Origin of the sequence: Stutzerimonas kunmingensis, assembly GCF_900114065.1 — a bacterium.
Taxonomy (GTDB): Bacteria; Pseudomonadota; Gammaproteobacteria; order Pseudomonadales; family Pseudomonadaceae; genus Stutzerimonas; species Stutzerimonas kunmingensis.
Map to the genome: position 1 here is coordinate 146,986 of NZ_FORS01000001.1, position 12,548 is coordinate 159,533.

Here is a 12,548-nt window from a genome sequence, read left to right on the forward strand (position 1 = left end):
GTATTGCTATGCCCACACTTTTCGACCCGATCAAGATCGGCGATCTGGAACTGAACAACCGCGTCATCATGGCTCCCCTGACCCGCTGCCGCGCCGAGCCCGGCCGCGTTCCCGGCGACCTGATTGCCGAGTACTACGCCCAGCGCGCCGACGCCGGCCTGATCATCAGCGAAGCCACCTCCGTGACCCCGATGGGCGTCGGCTACCCGGACACCCCCGGCATCTGGTCCGCCGAGCAGATTCAGGGCTGGAAGAAGGTCACCGATGCGGTGCACGCCAAAGGCGGCAAGATCGTCCTGCAGCTCTGGCACGTCGGCCGTATCTCCGACCCGATCTACCTCGACGGCCAGCTACCGGTCGCACCCAGCGCCATCAAACCAGCCGGCCATGTCAGCCTGGTGCGACCAATGAAGGATTACGAGACGCCTCGTGCGCTGGAAACCGCTGAGATTCCGGGCATCGTCGAGGCCTACCGCAAGGGTGCGGAGAACGCTAAGGAAGCTGGTTTCGATGGGGTCGAGATTCATGGCGCGAACGGCTATCTGCTCGACCAGTTCCTGCAGGACAGCACCAACCAGCGCAGTGACGCCTACGGTGGCGCGCTGGAAAACCGCGCCCGGCTGATGCTGGAAGTGACCGATGCCGCCATCTCCGTGTGGGGCGCAGGGCGTGTTGGCGTACACCTGGCGCCGCGTGCCGACTCCCATGACATGGGCGATTCCAACCGCGCCGAGACCTTTGGCTACGTTGCCGGTGAACTGGGCAAGCGCGGTATCGCCTTCATCTGCACTCGCGAAAAAGCCGGTGAAGACAGCCTCGGCCCACAGCTGAAGAAGATATTCGGTGGCATCTATATCGCCAACGAACGCTTCACCAAGGAACAGGCCAACGCCTGGCTGACTGAGGGCAAGGCCGATGCCGTGGCCTTCGGCATCCCGTACATCGCCAACCCGGATCTTGTCGAGCGCCTGCGTCAGGACGCACCGCTGAACGAGCCGAAACCCGAGCTGTTCTACGCCCAGGGCCCGGCTGGCTATACCGATTATCCGTCGCTCTAAGCTCCTGGCGATGGAAAGGCCCGACCGGCATGTCCGGACGGGCCTTTTTTATTCCTGCCGCACAGGCACCTGAGGTATCGACCAGCGCGGCGAGCCGAACCGGACGCGCGGCTGAGGCTCCACCGTCATCCACCCTACGCCTTCAGCGCCTCGGCATGATGACGCAGGTGATCATCGATAAAGCTGGCGATGAAGTAGTAGCTATGGTCATAGCCCGGCTGGATGCGCAGCGTCAGCGGGTGCCCGACAGCGTCCGCAGCGGCACGCAGCGCCTGCGGTTTGAGCTGACCCTCCATGAAGTCATCACGATCGCCCTGATCGACCAGCATCGGCAGCTTCTCGCCGGCCTCGGCAATCAGCGCGCAGGCATCCCACTCGCGCCAGCGCGAACGGTCGGCGCCCAGGTAGCGGCTGAACGCCTTCTCGCCCCACGGGCAGTTGAGCGGATTGCTGATGGGGGCGAACGCCGAGACGGACCGATAGCGACCCGGATTCTTCAGCGCACAGATCAGCGCGCCGTGGCCACCCATCGAATGCCCGCTGATGCCCCGGCGGTCGGAGACAGGGAAGTTCGCCTCGACCAATGCCGGCAGCTCGTCGACGACGTAGTCGTACATCCGGTAATGCTGAGCCCAGGGTTCCTGGGTGGCGTTGAGGTAGAAGCCGGCGCCAAGGCCGAAGTCCCAGGCGCCATCGGGATCGTCCGGCACGCCGGTGCCGCGTGGACTGGTATCCGGCGCGACAATGATCAGGCCGAGCTCGGCAGCCAGCCGCAACGCCCCGGCCTTCTGCATGAAGTTCTCATCGGTGCAGGTCAGCCCGGACAGCCAGTAAAGCACCGGCAGCTGTTCGCCCTGCTCCGCCTGCGGCGGCAGGTACACGGCGAACACCATGTTGCAGTTCAGGCTGCTGGAACGGTGGCGATAGCGCTTGTGCCAGCCGCCGAAGCTCTTGTTGCTGGAAACGATTTCAAGGGTCATGAACAGGCCTCGCGAAGGTGGAAACCGCGCGGGCTTCCACCGGTCGAGGTGGACAAGCCGTCTGGCGACGGCGTTATCCACCCTGGGGATCAGAAGTGAATGACGGTCCGGATGCTCTTGCCTTCGTGCATCAGGTCGAACGCTTCGTTGATCTGGTCCAGGGGCATGTTGTGGGTGATGAAGGTGTCCAGCGGAATCTCGCCGCTCTGCGCCTTCTCCACATAGCTCGGCAGCTCGGTACGACCCTTCACGCCGCCGAAAGCCGAACCGCGCCAGACGCGTCCCGTGACCAGCTGGAACGGACGGGTACTGATCTCCTGCCCCGCACCGGCGACGCCGATGATGGTCGACTCGCCCCAGCCCTTGTGGCAGCACTCGAGCGCGGCGCGCATCAGTTGAACGTTGCCAACGCACTCGAAGGAATAGTCGACGCCGCCGTCGGTCATCTCGACGATCACGTCCTGGATCGGCTTGTCGTGGTCCTTCGGATTGACGAAATCGGTGGCGCCCAGTTCTTCGGCAATGGCGAACTTGCCCGGATTGATGTCGATGGCAATGATCCGGCTGGCCTTGGCCATCTTCGCACCGATGATCGCTGCCAGGCCGATGCCGCCCAGGCCGAATATCGCCACGGTCGCACCCTCTTCCACCTTCGCGGTGTTGAGCACGGCACCGATACCGGTGGTGACGCCGCAACCGAGCAGGCAGACCTTTTCCAGCGGGGCCTCTTTCGGGATCTTAGCCACCGAGACTTCCGGCAGCACGGTGTACTCGGAGAAGGTCGAGCAGCCCATGTAGTGGTAGATCGGCTCGCCCTGATAGCTGAAGCGGGTGGTGCCGTCGGGCATCAGACCCTTGCCCTGAGTGGCGCGAACCGAGCTGCAGAGGTTGGTCTTGCCCGACTTGCAGAACTTGCACTGCCGGCATTCGGCGGTATAGAGCGGAATCACGTGATCGCCGACGGCAACCGAGGTGACGCCCTCGCCCACCGCCTCGACGATGCCGCCGCCCTCGTGACCGAGGATGCACGGAAACACGCCCTCCGAATCCTCGCCCGAGAGCGTGTAAGCATCGGTGTGGCACACACCGGTGGCGACGATGCGGATCAGGACTTCGCCAGCCTTGGGTGGGGCTACGTCCACTTCCACGATCTGCAGAGGCTGGTTGGGGCCGAAGGCAACGGCGGCGCGGGACTTGATGGTCATGGACATCACTCTCGATGTGATTGGAAAGCAGAGAGTGTAATTCATGGCCAAACAGGGATTAACGACAGCCCCGGGAAAACATTATTGCTGTTGAGGGACAATCGGCGCTCATCACGTTAGGATCTTTGCAACCCGCTTGCTGGAATCTGACACCGGAGAACCCATGAGCCGCTGGGAAGGCCTTGACGAATTCGTGGCTGTCGCCGAATGCGGCAGCTTCATGCGCGCCGCTGAGCGGCTGCGGGTTTCGTCCTCGCATGTCAGCCGACAGGTCGCGCGCCTTGAAGAACGTCTGCAGGCGCGTTTGCTCTATCGCACCACCCGCCGCGTCTCGCTGACCGAGGCCGGGCATACCTTCTTCACCCGCTGCCAGCGCTTGATCGAGGAACGTGACGAAGCCTTTCTGGCCATCAGCGATCTGCACAGCGCACCGACCGGGCTGTTACGCATGACCGCTGCGGTGGCCTATGGCGAGCGCTTCATCGTGCCGCTGGTGAACGAATTCATGGCCCAGCACCCGCAACTGCGCGTCGATATCGAGCTGTCCAACCGCACCCTCGATCTGGTTCAGGAGGGCTACGACCTGGCCATCCGCCTCGGCAAACTCGGCGAGTCGCGCCTGGTCGCCACCCGCATCGCGCCGCGAGCAATGTATCTGTGCGCTGCACCGAGCTACCTGGAACGCTACGGACGGCCACACACCCTGTCGGAGCTGGCGCGACACAACTGCCTGATCGGCACGAGCGACATCTGGTCGTTTCAGATCGAGGGCCGCGAGCAGCACTTCAAGCCCAGCGGCAACTGGCGCTGCAACAGTGGCGAGGCGGTGCTGGATGCAGCCCTGCGTGGCTTTGGCCTGTGCCAGCTGCCGGACTACTACGTGCAAGGGCCGCTGCGTCGCGGCGAGCTTGTTTCGCTACTGGAAAGCAATCAACCGCCAGATACCGCCGTCTGGGCGGTTTACCCGCAAAGGCGTTATCCGCTACCGAAAGTTCGCCTCTTGGTCGAGGCGCTCAAAACCGGCCTTGCCAGACGTTCGGAGTACGCCGGGACTGGCGAGCTGAACGGGTACAGAACCGCGCGTCAGACGCCTCTAATGACGCGGAACCCGCCTTAATCCCCCACGTCGTACCCTGTGTAGCTGCTGCTCTTCGAGCCGCCCGCGCTGGACGAGCGCAGCGCTGCAATCAGGAGGAAACCATGCAGGTTCTGGTGAACAGTAACCACAGCATCAGCGTCACCGCCGATCTGGAAGAGCGAGTGAAGGCCACGGTCGAGACCGAACTGGAGCGCTTCGATGATCATCTGACCCGAGTCGAGGTCCATCTCAACGACGAAAACAGCAGCAAGAGCGGCCCCCATGACAAGCGCTGCCAGATGGAGGCAAGAGTCAAGGGTCACGACCCCATCTCGGCCACCCACAAGGCCGAAACGCTGGACCTGGCAATCAACGGCGCCGCAGAGAAGCTGAACCACGCGCTGAGCCACGTTCTGGACAAGCTCAACCGCCACTGACTGGCCCTCGATGGCCAATGAGCGCGCCATCGACACTTCTGCGAGGGACCGAACCACCGCTACTGGAGGCCACGCATGAACCGACTGCTCGACCGCGAAACCCTGACCAAACTGCTGTCAAAACGAGACGGGCCCTGCCTGTCCGTGTACCAGCCCACTCATCGCAGCTTTCCCGAGCGTCAGCAGGACCCGATCCGCTTCAAGCACCTGGTCAAGCAGCTGGAAGAATCACTCAAGCAGCAAGGCCATGGCGACAAGGCACACACCCTACTCGAGCCGTTCTACGCCCTTATCGATAACAGTGACTTCTGGAACCACAGCCTCGACGGCCTGGCCGCTTTTGCCGCCAAGGACTACTTCCGGGTCTATCGACTGCAACGCAGCGTGCCGGAAATGGCCGTGGCCAACGCGCGCATGCACCTCAAACCGCTGGTACGCATTGCACAGTCAGCCGACCGCTTTCAGATCCTCTGCCTCTCGCGCGACTCGGTACGCTTGTTCGAGGGCAACCGTGATGCCCTCGACGAGGTGAAGCTGCACGACGGTGTGCCCCGGACACTCGCCGACGCCCTGGGCAGCGACCTCACCGAGAAGGGTCAAAGTGGGTTTCCCCAGGGCTATGGCCGCTCCAGCGAACGCGGCGACCCGATGCAGGTGGAGGCCGGCGGCAGCGGCAAGCAGGCGGAGATCGACCGGGACCGTGATCGCTACTTTCGCGAAGTCGATCGCGCCATCACCGAACATCACTCGCGCCCATCCGGCCTGCCGCTGATCCTCGCCGCTCTGCCCGAGCAGCAGTCGCACTTCCGACGCCTCAGCCACAATGACTGCCTGCTGCCGGAGGGCATCGAGACCGGCCAGAACGCATTGAGCGTCAATGAGCTACGTGAGAAAAGCTGGATGGTGATGCAGCCGCGCTATCTCAAGCGCCTGGAAGGCTTGCTCAACCAGTTCGGCGCATCCCATGGCCAGGGGCTGGCATCCGACCACCTCGAGGATATCGGTCAGGCCACCCGCCAAGGCCGGGTCGCCACCTTGCTGGTGGAGGCCGAGCGGCAGATTCCCGGCCATGTCGACAAAACTGACGGAACGGCAACGCCGACCAGCGAAGATGACGTCAACACACCCGACCTGCTGGACGAGCTGACCATCTGGACACTCGAGCAAGGTGGAGACGTGGTTGTGGTACCGACCGAACGGATGCCGACCGGCACCGGCGCTGCGGCGATCTATCGTTTCTGATGAAAATGGCGGGCAGGCAATCCCTGCCCGTTCTCAAGACTCGCGGTCTGTCTTCCAGCGCTGCGCCAGCCACTCCAGATCTTCGGGCCGGGTGACCTTCAGGTTGTCCGCCCGCCCTTCTACCACCCTAGGCGAGTGACCTGCCCACTCCAGTGCCGACGCCTCGTCGGTAACCTGCATACGGGAGGCGAGTGCAGCTTCGAGCGCGTCGCACAACATGCCCAGGCGGAACATCTGCGGAGTGAAAGCCTGCCAGATGACGCTGCGGTCCACCGTCTCCACCACACGCCCATCCGGACCTACGCGCTTGAGGGTGTCCCGCGCCGGAACAGCCAGCAGACCACCGACCGGATCATCGGCCAACTCGGCCAGCAACCTGTCCAGATCCTCACGCGCAAGATTGGGACGGGCCGCGTCGTGTACCAGCACCCAGTCATGCTCATTCGCGCCCAGCTCATCGAGGCGCTGCAGCCCACTGAGTACCGAATCACAACGCTCACGACCGCCCGGTGCAAGCTGCACGCGAGTATCGCGAGCGCAGGGCAGCGCTGGCCAGTAGGGATCGTCAGGCGCAATGCAAACCACCAAACCAGCAAGTGCCGGGTGGTCCAGAAAACAATCGAGGGTGTGTTCGATGATGCTGCGCTCACCCAGCAACAGATACTGCTTGGGACGGTCAGCGCGCATACGACTGCCGACGCCGGCAGCCGGGATGACGACCCAGAAGGCAGGCTGATCGCGCGGGCTCATTCGATCAGCTGATAGAGGGTTTCGCCCTCTTTGACCATGCCGAGCTCCTGGCGGGCCCGCTCTTCGACGGTCTCCATGCCCTGCTTGAGCTCCAGAACCTCCGCCTCGAGGATTCGATTGCGCTCAAGGAGCCGCTCGTTCTCACCCTGCTGTTCGGCGATCTGCTTGTTCAGGCCATTGACCTGAGCCAGGCTGCCCTCGCCCACCCAGAGACGGTACTGCAGACCACCCAGCAGCAGTATCAGTACGACGAACAACCAGTAGGGGCGACGCATAGAAGGCATGAAACGACTTCAGCTGAAATTCGGGTATTGGCAAACAGCGACGGCTCTGGAGGCACGAAGAGTTTGCACGCGGGCACGGAGCGATTGAAACAAAAAAGGGCGACTTGCGCCGCCCTTTTTTAAGTGCCGCGGATCAGCCGCGGAATTCGGCGCGACCCTTGTACGGTGCCTTGCCGGCCAGCTGCTCTTCGATACGCAGCAGCTGGTTGTACTTGGACACGCGGTCCGAACGGCACAGCGAACCGGTCTTGATCTGACCAGCGGCAGTACCCACGGCCAGGTCGGCGATGGTGCTGTCCTCGGTCTCACCGGAGCGGTGCGAGATCACAGCGGTATAGCCGGCGGCCTTGGCCATCTGGATGGCTTCCAGCGTTTCGGTCAGCGAGCCGATCTGGTTGAACTTGATCAGGATCGAGTTACCGATCTTCTCGTCGATGCCGCGCTTGAGGATCTTGGTGTTGGTCACGAACAGGTCGTCACCGACCAGTTGCACCTTGTCGCCGATCTTGTCGGTCAGCACCTTCCAGCCAGCCCAGTCGGACTCGTCCATACCGTCTTCGATGGAGATGATCGGATAGCGCTGGCTCAGACCGGCCAGGTAGTCGGCAAATCCGGCGGCGTCGAACACCTTGCCTTCGCCGGCCAAGTCGTACTTGCCGTCCTTGAAGAACTCGGAGGAAGCGCAGTCCAGAGCCAGTGTGACGTCGTCACCCAGCGTGTAGCCGGCGTTGGCGACGGCTTCGGCGATTGCGGCCAGGGCGTCTTCGTTGGACGCCAGGTTCGGCGCGAAGCCACCCTCGTCACCCACGGAGGTGCTCAGGCCACGGGCCTTCAGCACAGCCTTCAGGTGGTGGAAGATCTCGGCGCCCATGCGCAGCGCGTCGGCGAAGGTCTTGGCGCCGACCGGCTGGACCATGAATTCCTGGATGTCGACGTTGTTGTCGGCATGCTCGCCGCCGTTGATGATGTTCATCATCGGTACCGGCATGGAGTAGACGCCCGGGGTGCCGTTCAGATCGGCAATGTGCGCGTACAGCGGCACGCCCTTGGCCTGAGCAGCAGCCTTGGCGGCAGCCAGCGACACGGCAAGGATGGCGTTGGCCCCCAGCTTGCCTTTGTTCTCGGTACCGTCGAGCTCGATCATCGCCTGGTCCAGCGCTTTCTGATCGAGCGGGTCCTTGCCCAACAGCAGGTCACGGATCGGGCCATTTACGTTGGCTACGGCGGTCAGTACGCCCTTGCCCAGGTAACGACTCTTGTCGCCATCACGCAGTTCCAAAGCCTCGCGGGAACCGGTGGATGCACCAGACGGCGCGCAGGCGCTGCCGATGATGCCGTTGTCCAGGATCACGTCGGCTTCCACTGTGGGGTTGCCACGGGAATCGAGAACTTCACGCCCCTTGATGTCGACGATCTTTGCCATTGTTGTTAACACTCCGTAGATAGCTGCAAGGCTTCAAGCAGTTTCGATTGGCGGGAAATTCTTGACGAGATCATCCAGCTGCTTGAGCTGGGTAAGGAAAGGCTCGAGCTTGTTCAGGCGCAGCGCGCACGGGCCGTCGCACTTGGCGTTGTCCGGATCGGGGTGCGCTTCGAGGAACAGCCCGGCCAGGCCCTGGGACAGGCCGGCCTTCGCCAGATCGGTCACCTGGGCACGACGACCACCCGCCGAATCGGCGCGACCGCCTGGCATCTGCAGGGCGTGGGTGACATCGAAGAACACCGGGTATTCGAACTGCTTCATGATGCCGAAGCCGAGCATGTCGACGACCAGATTGTTGTAGCCGAAGGAGGAGCCGCGCTCGCAGAGGATCAGCTGATCGTTGCCGGCTTCCTCGCATTTGCGCAGGATGTGCTTCATCTCCTGCGGCGCGAGGAACTGCGCTTTCTTGATGTTGATCACCGCACCGGTCTTAGCCATCGCAACCACCAGGTCGGTCTGCCGCGAGAGGAAGGCCGGCAGCTGGATGATGTCGCAGACATCGGCCACCGGCTGCGCCTGCCAGGGCTCGTGTACGTCGGTGATGACCGGCACGCCGAAGGTCTTCTTCACTTCCTCGAAGATCTTCATCCCCTCTTCCAGACCGGGGCCGCGGAACGAGGTGATCGAGGAACGGTTGGCCTTGTCGAAGCTCGCCTTGAAGACGTAGGGAATGCCGAGCTTCTCGGTCACCCGCACGTACTCTTCACAGGCCTGCATGGCCAGGTCGCGGGATTCCAGGACGTTGATGCCGCCGAACAGCACGAACGGCTTGTCGTTGGCGATCTCGATGTTGCCTACGCGAATGGTCTTCTGGCTCATGCCTTCTTCGCCTTGTATTCCAACGCTGCGTTGACAAAACCGCTGAACAGCGGATGGCCGTCACGCGGCGTGGAGGTGAATTCAGGGTGGAACTGGCAAGCAACGAACCAGGGATGATCCGGAGCCTCGACCACTTCCACCAGCGCGCCGTCGCCGGAACGCCCGGTAATCTTCAGGCCCGCTGCCTGCAATTGCGGCAGCAGGTTGTTGTTCACTTCGTAACGATGGCGATGGCGCTCGACGATGCGCTCCTGGCCGTAGCACTCGAATACGTTGGAGCCGGCTTCGAGGCCGCACTCCTGCGCGCCAAGGCGCATGGTGCCACCCAGATCAGAGTTATCGCTGCGGGTTTCAACCGCGCCACTGGCGTCTTCCCATTCGGTGATCAGACCAACCACCGGGTGACCACTGTCCTTGTCGAACTCGGTGGAGTTGGCATCGGACCAGCCCAGCACGTCACGAGCGAACTCGATGACCGCGACCTGCATACCCAGGCAGATGCCCAGATATGGGATCTTGTTCTCACGGGCATAACGTACCGTAGCGATCTTGCCCTCGACGCCGCGCAGACCGAAACCGCCCGGCACGAGAATGGCGTCGACACCTTCCAGCAGGCTGGTGCCCTGATTCTCGATGTCTTCGGAGTCGATATAACGCAGGTTCACTTTGGTACGGCTCTGGATGCCAGCGTGGCTCATCGCCTCGATCAGAGATTTGTACGCGTCCAGAAGTTCCATGTACTTACCGACCATGGCGATGGTGACTTCCTTCTCCGGGTGCAGCTTGGCATCGACGACACGATCCCATTCGGAGAGATCGGCACCACGACACTCCAGGCCAAAGCGCTCGACCACGTAGTCATCGAGGCCCTGGGCATGCAGGATGCCTGGAATCTTGTAGATGGTATCGGCGTCCGGAAGGCTGATCACCGCGCGCTCTTCGACGTTGGTGAACAGCGCAATCTTGCGCCGCGAGGAGACGTCGATGGCACGATCGGAGCGGCAGACCAGTACGTCAGGCTGCAGGCCGATGGAGCGCAGCTCCTTCACCGAATGCTGGGTCGGTTTGGTCTTGGTCTCGCCGGCGGTGGCGATGTACGGCACCAGCGTCAGGTGCATCAGCATGGCGCGCTTGGCGCCCACTTCGACGCGCAACTGGCGGATCGCCTCGAGGAACGGCTGCGACTCGATGTCCCCGACGGTGCCGCCGACTTCAACCAGGGCAACGTCGGCATCGCCGGCGCCCTTGATGATGCGACGCTTGATCTCGTCGGTGATGTGCGGAATGACCTGAATGGTCGCACCCAGGTAATCACCCCGGCGCTCGCGGCGCAGCACGTCTTCGTATACGCGACCGGTGGTGAAGTTGTTGTTCTGGGTCATACGGGTGCGGATGAACCGCTCGTAGTGCCCCAGATCGAGATCGGTTTCGGCGCCGTCGTGGGTGACGAACACCTCGCCGTGCTGGAACGGGCTCATGGTGCCCGGATCGACGTTGATGTAAGGGTCAAGCTTGAGCATCGTGACCTTCAGGCCCCGCGCCTCCAGGATGGCCGCCAATGAAGCCGAGGCGATGCCTTTCCCCAATGAAGAAACAACACCACCCGTGACGAAGATGTAGCGCGTCATGAAAAACCCTAGAAGTCTGCGTTAAGCGGCCGGCGCCGCCGGGGGAAAGCGAAGATGCCATTGCTCGCGAGCGGCAATAGCGCAACTGCCACGGATTCGAAGAAACCGCAGAAGCTGTATTGAGACGGGAGCGTAGTCTACCGGAAAGGCCTTATCAGCTCAAACCACTTAGAAGTCCGGCACGCACCAATACAGGGCGAACCGCCCGTTCGCCAGGAGTGGCAGATTGGCCACGCCGACCAGTTCATCATTGCAGTAAAGCAATGGCAGACGACTGCGCGCAAAATGGGGAACGCCAGCCTCGTTAAGCAGACGTTTCAGGTCGCGCCGGCCGCGGCCAGGCACGAGAAGCGCCTCGCCACCGAGCCGATAGCGGACCTGGAGTTTACCGGCAGGTGGCTCACCCTCCCCTCGAAGCATGCCATTGCCTGGGAGCTCCAGGGCTGTAGACGGATCCGACCAATCGATCGGCTCGACAACCGGCTCAAGCCAGCTATTGGGCAGCCACCAGACCCGCTCGCCAGTGCGCTGCAGCTCACCCCCTGCCAAGCACCATCGCGGCGTGGCATCCGGCCGGGCATTCAGCAGCGACGCCCAGCCGGCCCAGTGATCCTCATCCGGCGCCAGCGTGAAGCTCGCCAGCCAATGACGTAGCGCGTTGCGCTGACGCACCGGCGTCAATGCTCGCAACGGCGATAGCGCAAGGCTGGGCAGGCGCAGCCACTCAAAAGCGCTGGTCGTGTTCGCAATGAGCAGATCCTGTTGCGCCAGCTCGTCCAGCAGTTGCTGCGCTTCAGTCATATGAGCCGCTGCTCGAGCCATACTCGAAGCCGCCTGCGGCCAGCGCCGCTTTAAAAGCGGCATGACCTCGCAGCGCAGAAAATTGCGCGAATAGCTGTGATCCTGATTGCTCGGATCCTCGACCCAGCGTAATGCGTTGCGCCGGGCGTACGCCTCGAGTTCGATGCGCGATACGCCGAGAAGCGGTCTCACCAGTCTGCCCAGACCTAGCGACCGCTCCACCGGCATCGCTGCCAGACCGCGCACGCCAGCCCCTCGGAGCAGACGAAACAGCACAGTTTCGGCCTGATCGTCACGGTGTTGACCTGTCAGGAGCAACTCGCCCACCCCCAGGCATTCGGAGAACGCTTCATAGCGAGCCTCGCGCGCCGCACGCTCCAGGCTTGCGCCAGGCACGACCTTCACGCGGACCATCTGCAAAGGAACGTCTAAGCCGTCGCAGATCGCCTGGCAATGCGCCAGCCAGCCGTCACCAGCGGCTTGCAGACCATGATGCACATGGATCGCGCGAATCGCAGGCAGCTCATGCTGTCCAGCGAGCCGTACCAGCAAATGCAACAGGACGGTCGAATCAAGACCACCAGACAACGCGACCCACCACGTCGGTGAACCACGCCAAGGTGCGAGAGCTGAAAGCAGGAGGGAGTCGAGGGACATACGAGCGCTTCGATGACCGGCGTTGACGGCAAGCATAAAGCCCGGCGGCAGAAGCAGCGATAGGACGTTGGGGGCGATCAACCCACTGGCTGACGCGCCTCGATTCCGAACGGCGAAAATCGAGAC

At 62.7% G+C, this 12,548-nt stretch carries 12 protein-coding genes; 4 read left to right on the forward strand and 8 right to left on the reverse strand.

Features of this window, described 5'->3' with window-relative positions; all coding sequences use genetic code 11:
- Window positions 1-8 precede the first annotated feature (8 nt).
- Window positions 9-1,058: an alkene reductase gene (locus BM275_RS00740; RefSeq protein WP_090518983.1), complete on the forward strand. Its 1,050-nt coding sequence runs from the start codon at window positions 9-11 to the stop codon at window positions 1,056-1,058.
- A gap of 134 nt (window positions 1,059-1,192) precedes the next feature.
- Here BM275_RS00740 and fghA read toward each other — a convergent pair whose 3' ends face one another.
- Together fghA and BM275_RS00750 are read right to left on the reverse strand one after the other, a co-directional pair.
- A complete protein-coding gene (fghA, locus tag BM275_RS00745; protein WP_090518984.1) occupies window positions 1,193-2,038 on the reverse strand; it encodes an S-formylglutathione hydrolase in 846 nt (281 codons plus the stop codon).
- Between the two features lie 89 nt (window positions 2,039-2,127).
- Window positions 2,128-3,243 (reverse strand): S-(hydroxymethyl)glutathione dehydrogenase/class III alcohol dehydrogenase, encoded by a 1,116-nt coding sequence (locus BM275_RS00750; protein ID WP_041013633.1) that lies wholly within the window; start codon window positions 3,241-3,243, stop codon window positions 2,128-2,130.
- 163 nt (window positions 3,244-3,406) lie between these two features.
- Between BM275_RS00750 and BM275_RS00755 the strand changes: the two genes are divergently transcribed.
- The 3 genes from BM275_RS00755 (at window position 3,407) to BM275_RS00765 (ending at window position 6,000) form a co-directional block, all read left to right on the forward strand.
- A complete protein-coding gene (locus tag BM275_RS00755; RefSeq protein WP_090518985.1) occupies window positions 3,407-4,360 on the forward strand; it encodes a LysR family transcriptional regulator in 954 nt (317 codons plus the stop codon).
- 83 nt (window positions 4,361-4,443) lie between these two features.
- The gene (locus BM275_RS00760; protein ID WP_014819923.1) at window positions 4,444-4,758 is read left to right on the forward strand and encodes an HPF/RaiA family ribosome-associated protein; all 315 of its coding nucleotides are present in this window, start codon (window positions 4,444-4,446) and stop codon (window positions 4,756-4,758) included.
- Between the two features lie 75 nt (window positions 4,759-4,833).
- The gene (locus BM275_RS00765; RefSeq protein ID WP_090518986.1) at window positions 4,834-6,000 is read left to right on the forward strand and encodes a baeRF3 domain-containing protein; all 1,167 of its coding nucleotides are present in this window, start codon (window positions 4,834-4,836) and stop codon (window positions 5,998-6,000) included.
- Between the two features lie 33 nt (window positions 6,001-6,033).
- On the opposite strand, the gene ispD is transcribed toward BM275_RS00765, so the two are convergent.
- The 6 genes from ispD to tilS form a co-directional block, all read right to left on the reverse strand.
- The gene (ispD, locus tag BM275_RS00770; protein ID WP_090518987.1) at window positions 6,034-6,750 is read right to left on the reverse strand and encodes a 2-C-methyl-D-erythritol 4-phosphate cytidylyltransferase; all 717 of its coding nucleotides are present in this window, start codon (window positions 6,748-6,750) and stop codon (window positions 6,034-6,036) included.
- Window positions 6,747-7,025 carry a cell division protein FtsB gene (gene ftsB / locus BM275_RS00775; RefSeq protein ID WP_014819920.1) on the reverse strand — a complete coding sequence of 93 codons (279 nt, stop codon included), beginning with the start codon at window positions 7,023-7,025 and terminating at the stop codon, window positions 6,747-6,749. Before ftsB ends, ispD begins: the two co-directional genes overlap by 4 nt.
- A 142-nt stretch (window positions 7,026-7,167) precedes the next feature.
- On the reverse strand, window positions 7,168-8,457 hold the full coding sequence (gene eno / locus BM275_RS00780; RefSeq protein WP_014819919.1) for a phosphopyruvate hydratase: 1,290 nt from the start codon (window positions 8,455-8,457) through the stop codon (window positions 7,168-7,170).
- A 33-nt stretch (window positions 8,458-8,490) separates the two neighbouring features.
- The gene (gene kdsA / locus BM275_RS00785) at window positions 8,491-9,336 is read right to left on the reverse strand and encodes a 3-deoxy-8-phosphooctulonate synthase (protein WP_042925650.1); all 846 of its coding nucleotides are present in this window, start codon (window positions 9,334-9,336) and stop codon (window positions 8,491-8,493) included.
- Complete coding sequence (locus tag BM275_RS00790) at window positions 9,333-10,964, reverse strand: CTP synthase (protein ID WP_090518988.1); 1,632 nt, start codon at window positions 10,962-10,964, stop codon at window positions 9,333-9,335. Before BM275_RS00790 ends, kdsA begins: the two co-directional genes overlap by 4 nt.
- Before the next feature lie 168 nt (window positions 10,965-11,132).
- A complete protein-coding gene (gene tilS, locus BM275_RS00795) occupies window positions 11,133-12,422 on the reverse strand; it encodes a tRNA lysidine(34) synthetase TilS (RefSeq protein ID WP_090518989.1) in 1,290 nt (429 codons plus the stop codon).
- Window positions 12,423-12,548 lie beyond the last annotated feature (126 nt).